The sequence below is a fragment of the Citrobacter sp. Cpo103 genome, assembly GCF_030332605.1.
In the GTDB taxonomy this organism is placed as follows: domain Bacteria; phylum Pseudomonadota; class Gammaproteobacteria; order Enterobacterales; family Enterobacteriaceae; genus Citrobacter; species Citrobacter portucalensis.
The window spans coordinates 1,039,453-1,060,255 of record NZ_JAOWHO010000035.1 but is presented as its reverse complement, the minus strand read 5'-3'; the positions used below and the strand labels follow the sequence as shown (position 1 = coordinate 1,060,255).

The following is a 20,803-nucleotide window of genomic DNA, read 5'->3' as shown; positions in this document are numbered from 1 at the left end:
GGGGGCGAATCAATTTGCTTATGAGAAACGATCACGGATAATAAAGAACATTGCTTATCAGATGTATATCTAAACGAGATCCTGACAACCGAATGCCTGAACAACATCGTTATACGCTCCCGGCGAAAGCTGGCGATCAGCGCCAGTTAGGTGAGCTTACCGGTGCAGCCTGCGCAACGCTGGTCGCCGAAATCGCCGAACATCACGCGGGTCCAGTGGTCCTGATCGCGCCGGACATGCAAAATGCGCTGCGTCTGCATGATGAAATTCGTCAGTTTACCGACCAGATGGTGATGAACCTGGCCGACTGGGAAACGCTACCCTACGACAGCTTTTCTCCCCATCAGGAGATTATCTCCTCGCGGCTCTCCACGCTGTATCAACTGCCTGCCATGCAGCGCGGCGTGCTGATCGTTCCGGTAAATACACTGATGCAGCGCGTTTGTCCGCACAGCTATCTGCACGGCCATGCGCTGGTCATGAAAAAGGGCCAGCGACTTTCACGTGACGCTCTGCGTGAACAGCTGGACAGTGCGGGCTATCGCCATGTTGATCAGGTCATGGAACACGGCGAATACGCCACCCGCGGCGCGTTGTTGGATTTGTTCCCGATGGGCAGCGAGTTGCCTTATCGTCTGGATTTCTTTGATGACGAAATCGACAGCCTGCGTCTGTTTGATACCGACACCCAGCGCACGCTGGAAGAAGTCGATGCCATTAATTTGCTTCCCGCGCACGAATTCCCGACTGACAAAACGGCCATCGAGCTATTCCGTAGCCAGTGGCGCGATACCTTTGAGGTGAAACGCGACGCCGAACATATTTACCAGCAGGTTAGCAAAGGCACGTTACCTGCGGGTATTGAATACTGGCAACCGCTGTTTTTCTGCGAGCCGCTGCCGCCGCTGTTCAGCTACTTCCCCTCCAATACATTATTGGTGAATACCGGTGATATCGAGACCAGCGCAGAACGCTTCCAGGCCGATACCCTGTCACGCTTTGAAAATCGCGGTGTTGATCCGATGCGCCCGCTTCTGCCGCCGGAATCGCTGTGGCTGCGGGTTGATGAGCTGTTTTCTGAACTTAAACGCTGGCCGCGCGTTCAACTGAAAACCGAGAGTCTGGCGAACAAAGCAGCAAATACCAACCTCGGGTTCCAGAAGCTGCCGGATATTGCCGTTCAGGCGCAGCAAAAAGCGCCGTTAGATGCGTTACGTAAATTCCTTGAAGGCTTCACCGGTCCGGTGATTTTCTCGGTGGAAAGTGAAGGCCGCCGTGAAGCGCTTGGCGAACTGCTCGCCCGTATCAAAGTGGCGCCGAAGCGGATATTGCGACTCGATGAAGCCGTAGATAACGGTCGTTATCTGATGATTGGCGCAGCTGAGCACGGCTTCATCGATAGCAAACGCAATCTGGCGCTGATTTGTGAAAGCGATCTGCTTGGGGAACGCGTGGCGCGCCGCCGCCAGGATTCTCGTCGCACCATCAACCCGGATACGTTAATTCGTAACCTCGCAGAGCTGCATCCCGGTCAACCGGTGGTGCATCTGGAGCACGGCGTGGGTCGTTATGCCGGTATGACCACGCTGGAAGCGGGCGGCATCACCGGTGAATACCTGATGCTCACTTATGCCAACGACGCCAAACTGTACGTGCCGGTGTCGTCACTGCATCTGATCAGCCGCTATGCCGGTGGCGCGGAAGAGAATGCGCCGCTGCATAAACTTGGCGGCGATGCCTGGTCACGCGCCCGACAGAAAGCCGCTGAGAAGGTGCGCGATGTTGCGGCAGAGCTGCTGGATATTTATGCCCAGCGCGCGGCGAAAGAAGGCTTTGCCTTTAAGCATGACCGTGAACAGTACCAGCTGTTTTGCGACAGCTTCCCGTTTGAAACCACGCCTGACCAGGCGCAGGCGATTAACGCGGTACTCAGCGATATGTGTCAACCGCTGGCCATGGACCGTCTGGTGTGCGGCGACGTCGGCTTTGGTAAAACCGAAGTCGCGATGCGCGCGGCCTTTCTCGCCGTAGAGAACCACAAGCAGGTTGCCGTGCTGGTGCCGACCACTCTGCTCGCACAGCAGCACTTCGACAACTTCCGCGACCGCTTTGCCAACTGGCCGGTACGCATTGAGATGTTGTCCCGTTTCCGTAGCGCCAAAGAGCAAGCGCAGATTCTGGAGCAAGTTGCCGAGGGAAAAATTGATATTCTCATCGGCACGCACAAACTGCTGCAAGCGGATGTGAAGTTAAAAGATCTGGGTCTGCTGATTGTCGATGAAGAGCACCGTTTCGGCGTTCGCCACAAAGAACGCATCAAGGCGATGCGCGCAGATGTCGATATTCTGACCCTGACGGCAACGCCAATTCCACGTACGCTCAATATGGCAATGAGCGGCATGCGCGATCTGTCGATTATCGCCACACCACCCGCTCGTCGTCTGGCGGTCAAAACCTTCGTGCGCGAATACGACAATCTGGTGGTACGCGAGGCGATCCTGCGTGAAGTTCTGCGCGGGGGACAAGTTTATTATCTGTTTAACGACGTCGAAAACATCCAGAAAACCGCTGACAGGCTGGCTGAACTGGTGCCGGAAGCGCGTATTGGTATCGGTCACGGACAAATGCGCGAGCGCGAACTGGAACGCGTGATGAACGATTTCCACCATCAGCGTTTTAACGTGCTGGTGTGTACCACCATTATCGAAACCGGGATCGACATCCCCACCGCTAACACCATCATCATCGAACGAGCGGATCACTTCGGTTTAGCGCAATTACACCAGCTGCGCGGTCGTGTGGGACGTTCTCACCACCAGGCTTACGCCTGGCTGCTGACGCCGCATCCGAAAGCAATGACCACCGACGCGCAAAAACGTCTGGAAGCCATCGCCTCGCTGGAAGATTTGGGCGCAGGTTTTGCGCTGGCGACCCACGACCTCGAAATTCGCGGCGCCGGGGAATTACTGGGTGAAGATCAGAGTGGTTCCATGGAAAGCATCGGCTTCTCACTGTATATGGAACTGCTGGAAAACGCGGTCGATGCGCTCAAAGAAGGGCGTGAGCCGTCACTGGAAGATCTCACCAGCCAGCAAACCGAAGTTGAACTGCGCATGCCGTCTCTGCTGCCGGATGACTATATCCCGGATGTAAACACCCGACTGTCGTTCTACAAGCGCATTGCCAGTGCGAAAGGCGAAAACGAACTGGAAAAAATTAAGGTTGAGCTGATAGACCGTTTTGGCTTGCTGCCCGACCCGGCTCGTACGCTGCTGGATATCGCCCGTTTACGCCAGCAGGCGCAGAAACTGGGGATCAGAAAGCTCGAAGGCAATGAAAAAGGCGGTACCATTGAATTTGCCGAGAAAAACCACGTCAACCCGGTCTGGCTGATTGGTTTACTGCAAAAGCAGCCGCAGCACTTCCGTCTGGACGGTCCAACCCGGCTGAAATTCATGCAGGAGTTGAGCGAGCGTAAAACGCGGATCGACTGGGTCCGCCAGTTTATGCGTCAGCTTGAAGAAAACGCCGTAGCATAAGCATAGCGAACAGGCCGGGTGAGCACACCACTCACCCGGCCTGATGAATTTACAAACTCTTTGCACTTCCCTGCACTTCCCGACACAGCAAACAGCCATAATTCTCGTTTACTTTTACACAATAAAAACCACGTAAAAACAATGGATTTATGGTGATGTTAAACAATAAACGACTCTCTCGCTGGCTCGCGTTTTTTACGCTTGCAGCGACATTCGCGTTAGCACTTCCGGTTCAGGCAAACACCTGGCCGCTGCCGCCACCGGGAAGCCGTATGGTGGGTCAGAATGCCGTTCATGTTGTTGAAGACAATGGCGGTTCTCTGGAGGCGATTGCGAAAAAGTACAATGTCGGCTTTCTCGCGCTACTGCAGGCCAACCCTGGCGTTGACCCTTACGTACCACGTCCGGGCAGCGTTTTGACGATCCCGTTACAAACTCTGCTACCTGACGCCCCGCGCGAAGGTATTGTTATCAACCTCGCCGAACTGCGTCTTTATTATTACCAGCCGGGGACCAATTCGGTGACCGTGTATCCTATTGGTATTGGCCAGTTAGGTGGTGACACGCTGACGCCTACGATGGTAACCACCATCTCTGATAAACGCGCCAATCCCACCTGGACGCCAACGGCAAATATCCGCGCGCGATACAAAGCAAACGGGATTGACCTGCCTGCCGTTGTGCCTGCCGGTCCGGATAACCCGATGGGCCATCATGCGATTCGCTTAGCGGCATACGGCGGCGTGTACCTGTTGCACGGTACAAATGCTGATTTTGGCATCGGAATGCGTGTCAGTTCCGGCTGTATTCGTCTGCGCGACGGTGATATCGAAACCCTGTTCCGTCAGGTAACGCCCGGAACTAAGGTCAATATTATCAATACGCCGATTAAAGCATCCGTAGAGCCTAATGGCGTGCGCCTGGTGGAAGTACACCAACCGCTGTCCGAAAAAATCAATGACGATCCGCAACTGCTGCCGATCGTGCTGAACGCGTCCATGCAGACATTTAAAAATGCGGCGCAAACAGATACCGCCGTCATGGATCATGCGATGGAGATTCGCTCAGGCATGCCGGTCGATGTGACCCGTCATCATGACGTTGCTCAACAACCGCTGTAATCGTAGCGTATAAAAAAACCCCCGCTGGATTTTATTCCGCGGGGTTTTTTTATTTAACTCGCAGTGGCATTGCGATGGGTTAAATCTTATTTGTAGATAACAGCAGTTCCGTGAAGAGTGTTAGGACCGGTAACGGAAGTAATACGGAAAGACTTAGCACCCATCTCATCGGCTTTCTGCGCCAGTTGATCTTCCAGAGAACCTAAGTTAGTCCCCGCATTCGCAGAAATAGTACCGACTTTCTCTTGACCCGCAGGAGTGGACTGAACTTCAACAGCGGCAAAACTTGCAAATGACAGTGAGCTAAGAACAGCAGCGACAAACAGTGTTTTTACGTTTTTCATGATAGTGACCTTTAGCAGATGAATGGGTGTCGAAAATATTAACTTAACGATCGATAGGTAAATGATAGATGTGATCCAGGTCACACGTCAACATTTTTTTATAATGATCGTTATATAAAATATAAAGGTCTTATTTTTCATGCTAATAGCTATAAATTATTTTTATCGTGAATCCGCTGGAGTGTGCAGTCGAATATTTTTATAATGGTTATTCAATAAACCCAACAAAGGTACATCGGCGCCATGACAACTGAAACGACAGGTTGTGCAAAAAAAAGCCGTGGCCGACCAAAAGTGTTCGACAGGGAAGCCGCGCTTGATAAGGCCATGACACTCTTCTGGCAGCACGGATATGAAGCGACATCACTCGCCGATCTCGTGGAAGCCACCGGCGCAAAAGCGCCCACGCTGTATGCGGAGTTCACCAATAAAGAAGGGTTGTTCCGTGCCGTACTGGACCGCTACATCACCCGCTTTGCGGCGAAACACGAAGCCCAACTGTTTTGTGAAGAAAAAAGCCTTGAGTCCGCACTAGAAGACTATTTCACCGCCATAGCGACCTGCTTTACCAGCAAGGACACCCCGGCGGGATGTTTCATGATTAACACTTCTGCGACGCTGGCGGCCTCTTCCCGCGATATTGCGCACACGGTGAAATCCCGCCATGCAATGCAGGAACAGACGCTTACCCAGTTTCTTCGCCAGCGCCAGCAACGAGGCGAAATTCCAGCCCATTGCGACGTGCAAAAACTGGCCGAATACCTGAACTGTATTTTACAAGGTATGTCGATCAGCGCCCGGGAAGGTGCAACGTTTGAAAAACTGATGCAGATCGCACACACAACGCTGCGTCTGTGGCCCGAACTCGTCAAAGCTTAACCCTTTCCCGTAATTCCCCCGCAGTACTCACAACCCCGGGAGCTGATAAAGCCCCCGGTTAGAATTTCACGCATTACCCCTACATTCTTCATTGTTTTCATCATCTTACCCGATCATTTTTTGTAAAATGTATTGATAACGACAATTATTATCAGCAATATTCGCATTTGTTTTAACGCCTGTTTCACAATGTAACCATCGGTTTCTTTACCGTCATAACAAAAACAGATCGACTCTTTTTTAAAAGGAATACAAATGCATAAGCGTCTCTGGGTGCTCAATCCTCTCCTGTTGTCTTTAACCCTTCCGGCCATTGCGGCTGAGGAAGAGAATCTCATCGTCAGCGCCAACCGTAGCCAGCGCACCGTGGCAGAAATGGCGCAAACGACCTGGGTTATTGAAGGAAGCGAGATTGAACAACAGGTTCAGGGAGGAAAAGAGTTCAAGGATGTTCTTGCTCAGCTAATCCCAGGAATCGATGTTAGTAGCCAGGGACGCACAAACTACGGCATGAACATGCGTGGTCGCGCCATTGTCGTGCTCATTGACGGCGTCCGTCTGAACTCCTCGCGAACCGACAGCCGTCAACTTGACTCCATTGACCCGTTTAATATTGCGCACATTGAAGTCATTTCAGGCGCAACCTCACTTTATGGCGGTGGCAGCACCGGCGGATTAATCAACATTGTCACCAAAAAAGGCCAGCCGGAGCGTGAAGTAGAACTCGAACTGGGGAGCAAAAGCGGTTTCAACAATAGCAACGATCATGATGAACGTGTTGCCGCGGCGGTGAGTGGCGGAACCGATCGCGCTTCCGGGCGTATGTCCGTCGCGTATCAACGATTTGGCGGCTGGTATGACGGTAATCACGATGCCCTGCTGCTGGATAACACCCAAACCGGGCTACAGCACTCCGATCGTCTGGACATCATGGGCACCGGGACAATTGAACTTGACGACAACCGTCAGTTGCAACTGGTTACTCAGTACTATAAGAGTCAGGGGGATGACGATTACGGGCTGGATCTCGGCGAGAACATGTCCGCCGTGACCGGAAACGGCAAAGCATACACCAGCAGCGGACTGAATTCCGATCGTATTCCCGGCACCGAACGTCATCTTATTAGCCTGCAATATTCAGATGCGGATTTTTATGGCCAGAACCTGGTCAGCCAAATCTATTACCGTGATGAATCACTGAAATTCTATCCCTTCCCTACGCTCAGCAAAGGTAAGGTCACCAGTTTCTCCGCATCACAGCAGGACACAGACCAGTTTGGTGCCAAAATTACTCTCAACAGCCAGTTGATGGATAACTGGGAGCTGACGTGGGGTGTCGATGCCGATCACGAAACCTTCGACTCCAATCAGAAATTCTTCGATCTGGCCTGGTCCCTGCCCTCCGGCGGTATGGATAACCGTACAGCTTATACCACCGGACGTTACCCCGGTTACAGCATCACCAACTTCGCGCCTTTCCTGCAAAACAGCTATGACATTAACGATATCTTTACCCTCAGCGGCGGCGTGCGCTATCAGTGGACCGAAAACAGGGTTGATGATTTCGTTGGCTATGCTCAACAGCAGGGAATCGCGACCGGGCTTGCGAACTCTGCCGATACCATTCCGGGCGGCAAAACCGATTACGATAATTTCCTGTTCAACGCCGGTATCCTTGCCCACCTGACCGACCGTCAGCAAACGTGGTTTAACTTTTCTCAGGGCGTGGAGCTTCCGGACCCAGGGAAATATTACGGTAACGGTACCTATTCGCTGGTTGGCGATCATTACCAGCTCCAGCGCAGCGTCAACGTGGCGGATTCACGTCTGGAAGGGATTAAAGTGAACTCGTACGAACTGGGGTGGCGCTACACCGGCGATAGTCTGCGCACGCAACTGGCCGCTTACTACTCGACTTCGGATAAATCGATCGTTATCAACCGCAGCGATATGACCATTAACGTTCAGCCCGACGATCGCCGCATTTATGGCCTTGAAGGTGCAGTGGATTATTTCATTGCGGATACGGACTGGAGTCTGGGCGGCAACTTCAATGTCATTAAATCGGAAGTGAAGCAGAACGGTAAATGGCAAAAATGGGATGTCACGCTGGCCTCACCGTCCAAAGCAACCGCGTGGGTCGGCTGGGCACCAGAACCGTGGACCTTGCGCGTACAGAGCCAGCAAACATTTGATCTGACCGACGCCAGCGGTAACAAGCTCGATGGCTATAACACCATGGACTTTATCGGCAGCTATCAGCTCCCGTTGGGTAAGCTGACCTTTAGCGTGGAAAACCTGCTGAATGAAGAGTACACCACACTGTGGGGACAACGTGCGCCACTGCTGTACAGCCCAACCTACGGCAGCCCGTCACTGTATGAATACAAGGGTCGGGGCCGCACCTTTGGTCTGAACTACGCCTTAACCTTCTGATAAAAAAAGCCCCCCAGCCTGAGCGAATGGGGGGCTAATGTTCAGGATAATGCTATTTTACGCTTTGTTATTCAGTACCAACTGTCCGTTGTTATCCAACGGAATTTGCGCGCCGGGGTCCTTATCCATACGGATTTTCCCCTGCTGATCGCCAATTTTGTACGTCACGTCGTAGCCGAGCATCTTTTCAGATTTGTCATACACCGTTTTACAACGCTGCTGCGTGGTGGTGTAAGTATCGTTTTCCTGCATCGAACCCTGAATCTGGTTACCTGCATAGCCGCCGCCTAAAGCCCCGGCCACGGTGGCAATATCTTTACCTCGTCCGCCACCAAACTGATGGCCAATAACGCCACCCGCAACCGCGCCCAATACGGAACCCGCAATACGGTTTTCATCTTGTACCGGCTTACGGTGCGTGACCGTTACGTTCCGGCACTCCTGACGCGGTGTTTTTACCGACTCTTTAATCGGTGTTGCAGAGACAACTTGTGCATACTGTGGGCCACGCTCGAAAACGTTCAGACTGGCCACTGCTGCAACACCCAGCGCAGCAGCTACGCCAATCCCTATACCCGCCAACATTGATTTATTCACGGGACTTCCTCCTTTTTTGCTATTAGCAACAACTTTGCAACAGAAGGTAAGGAATGCCAATCAGATTACGGATGAAAATAGCAGGATGAGGCACGAACGCAGGATGATTCGGAGAACTCTGAAGGAAGACGCCGGATGCGTAAAATCATCCGGCGCCACACGTCGATATTAATGCAGTTTCAGACGCGGGCGAATCACCCGGTTGATACTGCCGACCAGCATCATCAGGCCGGTTTTGAAGTAGCCGTGCAAGGCAATCTGGTGCATGCGGTACAGTGAGATGTATACAAAGCGCGCAATACGCCCTTCCACCATCATCGAACCACGAGTCAGGTTGCCCATCAGGCTACCCACGGTAGAGAAGTTAGAGAGCGAGACCAGAGAGCCGTGATCTTTGTACTGATACGCTTTCAGCGGCTTGCCGTTCATCTGTGCCAGAATATTGTTCATCGCACAGGTCGCCATCTGGTGTGCAGCCTGAGCGCGCGGAGGCACAAAACCGCCTTCCGGACGGGCGCAGGAAGCGCAGTCGCCAATCGCGTACACGTCAGGATCGCGCGTGCTCTGCAGAGTTGGCTCAACCACCAGTTGGTTAATACGGTTCGTTTCCAGACCGCCAATGTCTTTCATAAAGTCTGGCGCTTTGATACCCGCCGCCCACACCATCAGATCGGCTTTAATGTATTCGCCATCTTTGGTGTGCAGTCCGCCTTCGTCAGCGCTGGTTACCATCGTCTGGGTCAGTACGCGTACGCCCAGTTTGGTTAACTCATTATGCGCAGCACCGGAAATACGCGGCGGCAACGCAGGCAGAATACGCTCACCGGCTTCGACCAGCGTAACGTTCAGCGCGTCGTTGGTCAGCCCTTTGTAACCATAGCTGTGCAGTTGTTTTACCGCATTGTGCAGCTCAGCGGAGAGTTCAACCCCCGTCGCACCGCCACCCACAATGGCGATATTCACTTTTCCGTTAGCGCCCAGATTCGCGGAATACTTCAGGAACAGATTCAGCATCTCCTGGTGGAAACGACGCGCCTGATGCGGGTTATCGAGGAAAATGCAGTTTTCTTTCACGCCAGGGGTGTTGAAATCGTTGGACGTACTGCCCAACGCCATCACCAGCGTGTCATACGGCACTTTACGCTCAGGAACCAGCAGCTCACCCTTCTCATCACGCAGCTCAGCGAGAGTAATGGTCTTCGCTTCACGATCGATATCCACCACCGAGCCTAACTGGAACTGGAAGCCATGGTTACGGGCATGAGCCAGATAACTCAGCGCATCCACACCTTCGTCCAGTGAACCCGTCGCCACTTCATGCAGTAACGGTTTCCACAAGTGACTGTGGTTTCTGTCTACCAGTGTGATTTTGGCCTTTTTCTTACGCCCGAGTTTTTTACCCAGCTGCGTCGCCATTTCCAGTCCGCCAGCACCGCCGCCGACAATCACGATCCTTTTCAATGGTGTAGTCAACGTGACCCCCTCAAATTTATTAACCAATTGTTAATTAAAGGTTATAAGCATAGCCTTTAATTAACAACAAGTTACGGTAATGAAAATGTTCTTCGAGAGTGAGAATAACACGAACGGTGCATTGGTCATACCAAAATTGATGTGTATCAAGTTTTGATGCTGAAAAGATAGACAACCGGAACTTTAAGAACAAAAAAACAGCCCGATGGCTGTAATGCCAGTCAGTTAGCGCCTCAGTTTCAGAAAGCTTCAAGCTGTGCTGCCCGAGGTAAAAAACATGCTATCTCGGAGAAAGAGTTCCGTTCACCTCATGCTCATCATTTCTCTTAAGCACCGATTCCTGTGAACGTGTAAAGGGCGTTCTCCGCCACGCCCTTTACAATCCCGGCTCCCGGCAGGAAAATTGTTGCTGCGCAATACCCTCCGCTTATTCCTCCAGGCTACCGGGCCGGGCGCGAGGAAGCGTCCTTGCAAAGCGCGCCCTGAGCCAGCATCCATGCTGGCTCTCCCGGCCTTACGGAAACACGTCGGCAATTTTCAGCCGGACCAGCCCACACCTGACCATCTGCGTTTTTTGTTTAAACAGCAAAAAAGATTTAACTGGAAGTCAGTGCGTTGAAGCGATGACCCCGGTCCGGCTGAAAATCGATGAGGCATTGACGGCTGACCGGGTCTGTCCGCAAGGATGCGGACAGAGGGGACGGCCTGCATGGACGCAGGCTCGACCCCGACCCGACAGGCAGACGGCATAAGACGAATAACAAAATTGCCGGGAGCAATTTTGAACAGCGCTTGCGCTGGCCCCGAAGGGGTAAGCCCCAGGGATGGGGCGAATAATCGCGCAGCGACGATTTTCCCGCCGGGAGCCTGGGTTGCAAGGGAGGCGGCGGTGAGCCTCCCTTGCACGTTCACAGGTATCTGCGCTTCAGAGAAATGACACCGCTGAGGTGAACGGAACCCTGAGCCGGGATCACATGTTCACCATACGTTCGTAACTGACGAGCATTAGCCTGGAGGCTGTTTTTTTAAACGCTCAATAAGAATTAACCTAACGTCTTGAACGCTTTGATGCGCTGCAAATGCGGAGAGATATTCTTAAACTTATGCGTCTGCTCTTCGTCCCAGACTATCTCGTAAAAATGATGCAGCTCTTCCGACGAACGCTGACTGTTAAGCGCTTCATCATGACGTGACAGGATCACCAGGCAGCGATCGCGATTCTTCTCACGGAAATTGGTCACGCATTTTGTTGCGATGTCTGCATACTCCTCAGGTCTGTCGATTTTGCCTTCCATGTTCTCATACGGGAACAGGTTGGGATTAAACACTACCTGACGAATATCACACAGGAAACCAATCCGTTCAGCCCAATATCCCCCGAGCCCCACACCACAAATCAGCGGACGGTCATCCACATTCAGCTGCAGCATTTTGTCCACTTCTTTCAGCAGATGCTGCATATCATGTTTAGGATGCCGCGTACTGTAGCTAATCAGCCTGACATCCGGGTCGATGAATTGCAGCTGCAACACCTTCTCATGGTTGCCCGGGCTGTTAGAGTCAAAACCGTGTAAATAGATAATCATCGCATCCTCGCCAAACTTGCGTTAATGACCTGCTTTCTCTTCCTGCCAGCGCTCATGAAGTTGGTTAAGTTGAGCGCTTACCGTCTTCCAGCGTGCCGAGTCCATCAGTTCCTGACGTGAAAATGAACCTTTATGATACAAACGTGTAACACGTTCTGCATTGATCGGCGACAGATTATCTAACACACTGACCGCTCCCTTACGATTATTGCAGACCAGGATCATATCGCAACCTGCATCCAGCGATGCCTGTCCACGCTCCGCATAGCTTCCCATAATCGCCGCCCCTTCCATCGACAAATCGTCTGAGAAAATGACACCATCGAAGCCAAGCTCCTGGCGCAGCACCGTTTTCAGCCAGTGAGGTGAACCACTCGCCGGACGCGGATCTACATCACTGTAGATGACGTGCGCAGGCATAATGGCATCCAGTTTGTTTTCCGTAATCAACGTCTGGAACACGGACATATCTTTCGCACGAATCTCGGCTTCTGGGCGTGGATCGGTTGGGGTTTCTTTGTGTGAATCCGCCGTCACCGCCCCATGTCCTGGGAAATGTTTACCGGTCGTTTTCATGCCAGCAGTATGCATCCCGTCAATGAAGCGGGTCGCCATCGCCAGCGCTTTTAGCGGATCGGCATGGTAAGAACGCTCGCCGATTGCCGCGCTGATATGGCCCACATCCAGTACCGGTGCAAAGCTGATATCAATGTCCATCGCGATCATTTCGCTGGCCATCAACCATCCAGCGTCCTGAGCCAGTTTGCCGCCCTCTTCCAGACCGTGCAACGCAGCAAAGGATTGAGCCGCAGGCAGGCGGGTAAAGCCTTCACGAAAACGCTGTACGCGTCCGCCTTCCTGATCTACCGCCACCACCAGATGGTTACGTGACGCAGCCCGGATCTGGCGCACTAATTCACGCAGCTGTTCCGGGTCATGATAATTTCGGGTAAAGAGGATCAACCCACCTACCAGCGGATGTGCCAGAATCTCACGCTCTTCAGCGTCCAGCTCATACCCTTCGACATCCAACATTACTGGGCCCACACTGCTCTCCTTATCCTTTCATTGTTAGCTGCCGCCAGGTTTCATCGGCCAGCCTGATAAATTGTCGATCGCCGGTTTGCCGCCAGCGATACTCAAACCACCCCGCCTTCAGCATCATTATCCAGGGTTGCCATTGTCTGACCTGTCGCCACAAAACGTCTGGCTCAATGTGCGCTCGTTGGGCGTAGGTGCTAACCAACTGTTGGTGCTGGGATTCATCGCTAACCCATACTGCCGCCAGCTCCAGGGCAATATCACCGTCTCCGGCGTATTCCCAGTCAATCAGCCGCAGCCCTGAGGCTGTACGTACGATGTTGTCACCGTGAACATCCATATGCAGCGGCCCCAGGCGCAAAGGTCGGGGCTCACCTCGTTTCCTTAGCCGCTTCAGCGCGCGCAGCCAGCATGGTGTACGACGCGCCGGATCGCCACACTGCCAGTACTGTTCAAGTAGCGGAAGCAGGCTAATTCGCCAGCCCAATCGGGGTTGCTGGTGCAGATGATACAGTAAGCCTGCGAGTTCGTCGGCGTCCGGTAATCTGGATTCTACCTTACCGTGAAAAAACTCGACTGCCATCCACCCACGCGTATAAAAGTGAGGACGTGGCGCAAGGCTTTCTGGCAGGTGTTTTAGCGCATGGTATTGGCGTAAGAAATGAGATTCCGGCGCGTCAGGATCGTGATGGCAGCGCAGTACCAGTCGGTGGGAACTGTGTTCAATGATGCAGCTCCCGCCGCTCAGGCCGGTTTGGCTGGTTGCGACGGGATGATACTGCGGGAAATAGCGCGACAATACTTCGCCGCGCGTGAGTCTGTTATTGTTGCTGAACGGCACCTTTACCTGACCAGATTATCTCGCCAGTTTGTACCAGCATTAATTGCATTTGCAGCGCAGGCGAATTGACGTTGCCAGATGCGCTGGAATAAAGCACATACTGCGCACCAACGTTACGGGCGATACCAATCGCTTTACTGCGTGTTCCCAGGCTATCGTTTGGCGACAGACCTAACTGCTGCTTGGCGACGGCCAGTTGCTGAGCGGAAACCAGAGTAAACTTACCGTTATTCGCCAGCGCGTTACGCAAGGTCTCGGTGGCTTCCCCCGCGTTCAACGAGCCGTTGGTACGGTTATTCACGCTATCAACCAGCAGAACGCCACCCGCTTTGACGCCGTCGGCCTGCAGCATTTTGCCGACCATCGGCTGCATCGCCCCATTCCAGTCATAATGACGTTGACGTGGCGTCGGCTGCGCCGTTTGGTCCTCGTGCTCAATCGGGCCCGGCTGCTGCGGTATGGTTGGCACCGTTGGCACAACCGGAACCGGCTGTTGCGGCTGCGCAGGCTGTTCCGGCACCGGCTTGACTTCCTCTACCGGCGCGGGCTCACGTTGCACCACACAGCCAGAGAGAAACATCGCCAGCGCGGCAATCAGTGCGTAGCGATTCATTTTGTTCATCAAGATTCACCCCTTACAAATAAAGATAAAGTCTAACCTTGTGCGCCCCCAGATAATTGGCGCTGCCATACAGCGTCACCGACGAATGAGCCGGAACAGTCACACTGCGTGGCGCTTCCAGAGGGTGCATTTCCAGCCCTCTGGCGTCATACCAGTAAAACCGATAATGAACGGTAACGGGTTCTTGTCTTTCGTTATAGAGTCGAGAGGATGCCGAGGCCTGAATATCAGACGTGGTTAACGTGGGCTGTTCTGCTGTTATACCCGCCGCCAGAATCGTTGATTCCATCACCAGCGACTGTTCATCACTTACCGGAATTTCAGGATGTGTTCGACAACCCGCCAGCAACAGCAAACCCAGTGAAAGCGCAATGCATCCTCTGGTCATGCTTACAGACCTTTATGCGCAAGCATTGGGCCAAGCGCACGTCCACCCAGCAGGTGCATATGAATGTGATACACCTCCTGCCCCCCGTGGCGGTTGGTGTTCATGATTAAGCGGTACCCATCTGCAGCAATGCCTTCCTGCTCAGCAATTTTCGCCGCAACGGTGATCATGCGGCCCAATGCCTGTTCATGTTCCGCCGTCACATCGTTGACAGTTGGGATCAGAATGTTAGGAATGATCAGGATATGCGTTGGTGCCTGAGGGGAAATATCACGAAACGCAGTGACCAGTTCATCCTGGTATACGATATCTGACGGAATCTCACGACGAATAATTTTGCTGAATATAGTTTCTTCTGCCACGACGTTTTCCTTTTTCATTAACAGCCCAAGCGTTTTGCCATGCTACGCCGGGTAACTCTGCGAGTATAGAGTATGAGCGAGTTACTCACGCTCTTTCAACTTTAACCCTCGATTTTTTAAGCGAAAACCTCAGTTAGTGCTGCTCTTATAACCATTTCCCTGCGCTATTGCTCAAGCATAGTACTGAAACAATATTTCATTTATGTCGTAGCATCTGTTTACACATTGACTGCTAATGCGTATATTTCGCATTTGTATTTACATGCGCATTTAATAATTTACAACCAAAGGGTTCATCACAACTACCGGTGATTCGAACTTAATATTAATAATTATCAAGGGCTTTTCGATGTCTTTCACAACACTCAACGGGAATGTTCAACGCCAACCGGGGCTTGCCCTTTCTTTGCTGGCAGCATGCATCACGCTAGCCCTTTTACCTTCCACCAGCCTCGCAGCCCCTGCAGAAGAGACAGTGATCGTGGAGGGTTCTGCTCCATCCGCATCCGGTGAGGAGCAGGATTACAGCGTTAAATCGACCACCGCTGGCACAAAAATGCAGATGACACAGCGCGATATTCCGCAATCGGTCAGCATTGTCAGCCAGCAACGCATGGAAGATCAGCAATTGCAAACGCTGGGCGATGTGATGGACAACACGTTGGGGATAAGCAAAAGCCAGGCGGATTCAGATCGCAGCAGCTATTACTCGCGCGGATTTCAGATTGATAACTATATGGTCGATGGGATCCCGACCTATTTTGAATCCCGCTGGAATCTCGGTGACGCCCTTTCTGACACCGCCCTTTTTGAGCGTGTCGAAGTGGTCCGTGGCGCAAACGGGCTAATGACCGGGACGGGTAACCCTTCAGCCTCCATTAACATGATCCGTAAGCATGCCACCAGCCGCGAGTTCACCGGTAATGTTTCAGCGGAATATGGCAGCTGGAATAAACAACGCTATGTGACCGATCTGCAAAGCCCGCTTACGGCAGACGGCAACGTGCGCGGCCGCATCGTGGCGGGTTACCAGAATAACGACTCCTGGCTTGATCGCTACAATAGCGAAAAAATGTTCTTCTCCGGGATTGTCGATGCCGATTTGGGTGACACCACCAGCCTGTCTGCGGGCTATGAATATCAGCGCATTGATATCAACAGCCCAACCTGGGGTGGATTGCCGCGCTGGAATACCGATGGCAGTAAAAACAGCTATGACCGTTCGCGCAGCACTGCGCCGGACTGGGCTTACAACGATAAAGACTTCAACAAAGTGTTTGTCACCATCAAACAACGTTTTGCCGATACCTGGCAGGCGACCATGAACGCCACCCACTCCGAGGTCAAGTTCGACAGTAAAATGATGTACGTCGATGCCTATGTTAATAAGGCCGACGGCACGCTGATTGGCCCATATGGCAACTATGGTCCGGGATATGACTACGTCGGAGGAACCGGCTGGAACAGCGGCAAACGTAAAGTGGATGCTGTCGATCTATTTGCCGACGGCGGTTACGATCTGTTTGGTCGTCAGCATAATCTGATGCTGGGCGGCAGCTACAGTAAACAGAATAACCGTTATGAAAGCTCGTGGGCGAACGTTTTCCCCAACGAAATCGGCAGCTTCTATACCTACGATGGTAACTTCCCGGAAACCAACTGGAACCCGCAGTCATTGGCTCAGGACGATACCACGCACATGAAATCGCTGTACGCCGCAACGCGTATTTCGCTGGCTGACCCACTGCATTTGATTGTCGGCGCACGTTACACCAACTGGCGTATCGACACCCTGACCTACAGCATGGAGCAAAACCACACCACGCCGTATGCGGGTCTGGTATATGACATTGACGATAACTGGTCTACCTACGCCAGCTATACCTCAATCTTCCAGCCGCAGAACAAGCGCGACAGCTCCGGTAAATATCTCTCTCCGATCACCGGCAACAACTATGAGCTTGGTCTGAAGTCCGACTGGATGAACAGCCGTTTAACCACCACGCTCGCGGTGTTCCGCATTGAACAGGACAACGTAGCGCAATCAACCGGCGTGCCAATCGCCGGTAGCAATGGCGACACGGCCTTTAAAGCGATGGATGGCACGGTCAGCAAAGGGGTTGAATTCGAGATTAACGGTGCGATCACCGATAACTGGCAGATGACATTTGGCGCGACACGCTATGTTGCAGAAGACAACGAAGGCAATGCAGTAAACCCAAACCTGCCGCGGACCACGGTCAAACTGTTTACCCGTTATCGCCTGCCAGCCATGCCGGAACTGACCGTCGGCGGTGGAGTTAACTGGCAGAATCGTGTTTACAGCGATACGGTCACGCCTTATGGCACATTCCGCGCGGAACAGGGAAGCTACGCCCTGGTAGATTTGTTCACCCGCTACCAGGTAACAAAAAACTTCTCAGTGCAGGGTAACCTTAATAACCTGTTCGATAAAACCTACGACACGAATATCGACGGTTCTATCGTTTATGGTGAGCCGCGCAACGTCAGCATCACCGCCAGCTATCAGTTCTGACATCGGGTATTGCGTAGAATCGCTAACTCGCTGACTTAGGTTGCAAATTCTCATCAAACTCCAGCCGCTTTCTGTCGGGTTCTACCGCAGTCAGCGGCTTCACTTCTGCAAGCGTCTGCTGACAGCGCCCCACCAGCACCTGATACTCGCGAGTGCCCTGTTTTTTCCACACCAGTTCCTGCTCAGTTAACATGCGAATCGCTTTCGCCGGGCTGCCGACAATCAGATGGTTGGCGGGCATCTCAGCGCGCGCTTTCACAAACGCCGAAGCACCAACGATACTGTTTTCACCGATGGTCGCGCCATCGATAATCACCGCGCTCATGCCGACCAGCGCGTTACGCCCAATCACACAGCCATGCAGAATCGCCCCGTGGCCGATATGTCCGTCCTCTTCCACCACCGTATCCTGGCCGGGAAATCCGTGCATCACGCAGTTATCCTGGATATTCGCCCCATCTTTAACCACAATACGCCCAAAATCTCCGCGCAGGCTGGCGTTGGGACCAACATAAACACCTTTGCCGAGAATGACATCGCCAATCAGCACTGCGGTTGGGTGAACATAGCTTTCTGCAGGAACTACCGGGATCATCCCGTCAATCTGGTAAATCGGCATGGCTTCTCCTGTTACACCTCGGCTAATCCGCCGAAACGTTGATAATAGAGCGGCCCCGGCGCGGGCAGTTCCCCCACCGAACTCTCGCCTTTTTCGCTGACGAAAACCTGGGCGCCGGGCGCAACACGTTGATAAATATTAATGCACAGCTGACGCGCCGTCTGACCCAGCCAGTGAGCAGGCAGCAATTCTTCCGGCAGCAGCGGATCTTTGAGCACAACCCGACGATAGAAGTGAATGAGCAACAGGCGGATCTGGAAGCAGCGCTCTGGCGTAAGTTCGTCCGGCCCGGCGTCACGCAGTAGCGGTAACAACGGACGGAACAGCGTGATAAACGCCTCGTACATGGCATTTTGTTCGGTTAAGTGCCAGCACCCTTCTACCCGCTCACGCAGCGCAGCGCGGGAGAGTGCCAACGGCGAATGCGCCTCAAAAACGATGACATTTTCCGCCACCCCAGCCTCATGGAGCAGCGACTGTACGTCCGCCAGCTTTTGCGATGGCGACGCCAGCAGACTCGGCGCCAGTACGCCAAAACCTTGCCATAACAGCTGCTTTTTAACTTCGGCCAGGGTATTTTTCTCCAGCCCCTCCGACAGCAGCAGCAGCCAGGTACCGTCCCACTCAGGGGCGCTGGCACGATAGATTTTGCTCTCGGCGCGGCGCGTCAAGCGTAGCCCTTTATCACTCAGGCGGTAGAAACTGCGGCGGCCGATACGTACTACGTCCAGCCATTCTTCTTTATTAAGGCGAAACAGTGCGGTACGTACAAAACGTTCACCGAAGCCAAGCCCTTCCAGCAGCGCGGCAACGCTACCGAGCCAGACTTCTCCACCGCGTTGCGATAAACAGTCCCCGTAAAGCGAGGCGATAAGCGAGGTGCCGCTGACCGGCATCGCGGTGACCGCCTGCTGAATAAAATTATCGAGTTTTTCCATATGATTCATAGTGTTGTAATTTTTGTCCTTTTTGAATCATAGCACAGGAATAAAGCAGCGAAACGCCAGGAGTTTGTAGGCCGGATAAGGCAACGCCGCCATCCGGCAGCGTTGCACTGTTCTGCCTGATGGCGCTACGCTTATCAGGCCTACAGGGTTAACCGTTGGCGGCAACTTTGCGCAGGTCGAACACCCGGCACGCCTTACCTTCAGAGCGCGGGATGCTGCCGCAGTTAACAATGCTTACGTCGGTGGAAATACCCACCATCGACTTAATACGATGACGCAAATGATGGCAAATCTGGCAGCGCTGCTCATGGCTCAGCACCAGGCTACTCTCTTTAAGCTCCACGCGTACCGAAAGCGAATCAAGATGCCCTCGGCGATCCACTTCCAACTGGTAATGCGGAGCCAGATGCTCAATCTTGAGGATCTCTTCTTCCACCTGCGATGGGAAGACGTTGACGCCGCGAATAATCAGCATATCGTCGCTGCGCCCGCTAATGCGATCCATACGACGCATCGTGCGCGCGGTACCCGGCAGCAGGCGCGTCAGGTCGCGGGTACGATAACGAATGACCGGTAGCGCTTCTTTCGTCAGCGTGGTGAACAGCAGTTCGCCGTGCTCGCCGTCGGCCAGTGGCGTACCGTCATCCGGATTGACCACTTCCGGGAAGAAATGATCCTCCCATATTGTCGGACCATCACCCGTTTCGATGCACTCCATCGCCACGCCCGGCCCCATCACTTCCGAGAGGCCATAAATATCCAGCGCCGTAATACCGAGGCGACGTTCGATCTCCGCGCGCATCCCCGTGGTCCACGGCTCTGCGCCAAATACACCGGTACGCAGTGAACACCCCCGCGCGTCACCGCCCATCTGGCGCTCCAGCTCTTCAATCAGGTTCAGGCAGTAAGACGGCGTGACCATAATCATGTCAGGTTTGAAATCGCGAATCAGCTGCGCCTGCTTTTCAGTCTGCCCGCCGGACATTGGGATAACCGTTGCCCCTAAGCGCTCCGCGCCGTAGTGCGCGCCCAGGCCGCCGGTGAAAAGGCCATAGCCATAAGCGACGTGGATTTTATCTTTCGCGGTACCGCCTGCGGCACGCAGCGAGCGGGCGACGATATTAGCCCTGGTATCAATATCATTTTGCGTATAGCCCACCACAGTCGGTTTACCCGTGGTGCCGGATGATGCATGGATACGCACCACCTGCTCCATCGGTACCGCGAAGGTGTCGAAGGGATAGTTGTCACGCAGGTCCTGCTTGGTGGTGCAGGGAAACTTGCTCAGATCGCTCAGCTCACGGAAATCATCCGGGTGAACCCCCGCCGCGTCGAACTTACGGCGGTACATCGGGACATTTTCATAGGCGTGTTTTAACGTCCATTTCAGGCGCTCGGTTTGCAAAGCCTGTAATTCGTCACGCGATGCGGTTTCAATCGGATCTAATTTTGTTGTTGTCGTTGTCATTTTG

At 53.2% G+C, this 20,803-nt stretch carries 17 protein-coding genes; 5 read left to right on the top strand and 12 right to left on the bottom strand.

From position 1 onward, the window contains the following. Nucleotides 1–92: 92 nt before the first annotated feature. Together mfd and ldtC are read left to right on the top strand one after the other, a co-directional pair. The gene (gene mfd / locus OGX89_RS21555; RefSeq protein ID WP_286561095.1) at nt 93–3,539 is read left to right on the top strand and encodes a transcription-repair coupling factor; all 3,447 of its coding nucleotides are present in this window, start codon (nt 93–95) and stop codon (nt 3,537–3,539) included. Between the two features lie 155 nt (nt 3,540–3,694). Further along, nucleotides 3,695–4,660: a L,D-transpeptidase LdtC gene (gene ldtC, locus OGX89_RS21550; protein ID WP_126956041.1), complete on the top strand. Its 966-nt coding sequence runs from the start codon at nt 3,695–3,697 to the stop codon at nt 4,658–4,660. A gap of 86 nt (nt 4,661–4,746) precedes the next feature. On the opposite strand, the gene bhsA is transcribed toward ldtC, so the two are convergent. Beyond that, nucleotides 4,747–5,004 carry a multiple stress resistance protein BhsA gene (bhsA, locus tag OGX89_RS21545; RefSeq protein ID WP_003030810.1) on the bottom strand — a complete coding sequence of 86 codons (258 nt, stop codon included), beginning with the start codon at nt 5,002–5,004 and terminating at the stop codon, nt 4,747–4,749. Nucleotides 5,005–5,247: 243 nt separating this feature from the next. Here bhsA and comR point away from each other — a divergent pair, with 243 nt between their 5' ends. Next, nucleotides 5,248–5,883, top strand: coding sequence for a TetR family copper-responsive transcriptional repressor ComR (gene comR, locus OGX89_RS21540; protein WP_003832266.1), 636 nt, complete (start codon nt 5,248–5,250; stop codon nt 5,881–5,883). A gap of 255 nt (nt 5,884–6,138) precedes the next feature. After that, on the top strand, nt 6,139–8,319 hold the full coding sequence (locus tag OGX89_RS21535) for a TonB-dependent siderophore receptor (RefSeq protein WP_126956039.1): 2,181 nt from the start codon (nt 6,139–6,141) through the stop codon (nt 8,317–8,319). 57 nt (nt 8,320–8,376) lie between these two features. Here OGX89_RS21535 and OGX89_RS21530 read toward each other — a convergent pair whose 3' ends face one another. The 8 genes from OGX89_RS21530 to hinT all read right to left on the bottom strand — a co-directional run bounded on the left by OGX89_RS21530 (nt 8,377) and on the right by hinT (nt 15,229). Then, a complete protein-coding gene (locus OGX89_RS21530; protein WP_003030814.1) occupies nt 8,377–8,916 on the bottom strand; it encodes a glycine zipper 2TM domain-containing protein in 540 nt (179 codons plus the stop codon). A 168-nt stretch (nt 8,917–9,084) separates the two neighbouring features. Further along, complete coding sequence (ndh, locus tag OGX89_RS21525) at nt 9,085–10,389, bottom strand: NADH-quinone dehydrogenase (RefSeq protein ID WP_003832263.1); 1,305 nt, start codon at nt 10,387–10,389, stop codon at nt 9,085–9,087. A gap of 1,043 nt (nt 10,390–11,432) precedes the next feature. After that, nucleotides 11,433–11,975 (bottom strand): alpha/beta hydrolase YcfP, encoded by a 543-nt coding sequence (ycfP, locus tag OGX89_RS21520; protein WP_003030817.1) that lies wholly within the window; start codon nt 11,973–11,975, stop codon nt 11,433–11,435. A gap of 21 nt (nt 11,976–11,996) precedes the next feature. Further along, entirely contained in the window at nt 11,997–13,022 is a 1,026-nt protein-coding gene (nagZ, locus tag OGX89_RS21515) for a beta-N-acetylhexosaminidase (RefSeq protein WP_003832260.1), read from the bottom strand. Nucleotides 13,023–13,032: 10 nt separating this feature from the next. Next, the gene (gene thiK / locus OGX89_RS21510) at nt 13,033–13,857 is read right to left on the bottom strand and encodes a thiamine kinase (RefSeq protein WP_063941451.1); all 825 of its coding nucleotides are present in this window, start codon (nt 13,855–13,857) and stop codon (nt 13,033–13,035) included. Next, nucleotides 13,838–14,479 carry a penicillin-binding protein activator LpoB gene (gene lpoB / locus OGX89_RS21505; protein ID WP_003832255.1) on the bottom strand — a complete coding sequence of 214 codons (642 nt, stop codon included), beginning with the start codon at nt 14,477–14,479 and terminating at the stop codon, nt 13,838–13,840. The genes thiK and lpoB overlap by 20 nt, the downstream gene beginning before the upstream one ends. 13 nt (nt 14,480–14,492) lie before the next feature. Next, nucleotides 14,493–14,867 carry a YcfL family putative periplasmic lipoprotein gene (locus OGX89_RS21500; protein WP_079937935.1) on the bottom strand — a complete coding sequence of 125 codons (375 nt, stop codon included), beginning with the start codon at nt 14,865–14,867 and terminating at the stop codon, nt 14,493–14,495. Nucleotides 14,868–14,869: 2 nt separating this feature from the next. After that, nucleotides 14,870–15,229 carry a purine nucleoside phosphoramidase gene (gene hinT, locus OGX89_RS21495; protein WP_003030826.1) on the bottom strand — a complete coding sequence of 120 codons (360 nt, stop codon included), beginning with the start codon at nt 15,227–15,229 and terminating at the stop codon, nt 14,870–14,872. Between the two features lie 349 nt (nt 15,230–15,578). Here hinT and fhuE point away from each other — a divergent pair, with 349 nt between their 5' ends. Continuing rightward, the gene (gene fhuE / locus OGX89_RS21490) at nt 15,579–17,765 is read left to right on the top strand and encodes a ferric-rhodotorulic acid/ferric-coprogen receptor FhuE (protein ID WP_126956037.1); all 2,187 of its coding nucleotides are present in this window, start codon (nt 15,579–15,581) and stop codon (nt 17,763–17,765) included. Nucleotides 17,766–17,787: 22 nt separating this feature from the next. On the opposite strand, the gene paaY is transcribed toward fhuE, so the two are convergent. The 3 genes from paaY to paaK all read right to left on the bottom strand — a co-directional run bounded on the left by paaY (nt 17,788) and on the right by paaK (nt 20,799). Next, complete coding sequence (gene paaY, locus OGX89_RS21485; RefSeq protein WP_100272609.1) at nt 17,788–18,384, bottom strand: phenylacetic acid degradation protein PaaY; 597 nt, start codon at nt 18,382–18,384, stop codon at nt 17,788–17,790. Between the two features lie 11 nt (nt 18,385–18,395). Further along, nucleotides 18,396–19,322 (bottom strand): phenylacetic acid degradation operon negative regulatory protein PaaX, encoded by a 927-nt coding sequence (gene paaX, locus OGX89_RS21480; RefSeq protein ID WP_003832246.1) that lies wholly within the window; start codon nt 19,320–19,322, stop codon nt 18,396–18,398. Nucleotides 19,323–19,479: 157 nt separating this feature from the next. Continuing rightward, on the bottom strand, nt 19,480–20,799 hold the full coding sequence (gene paaK / locus OGX89_RS21475) for a phenylacetate--CoA ligase PaaK (RefSeq protein ID WP_286561089.1): 1,320 nt from the start codon (nt 20,797–20,799) through the stop codon (nt 19,480–19,482). Nucleotides 20,800–20,803: the final 4 nt, after the last annotated feature.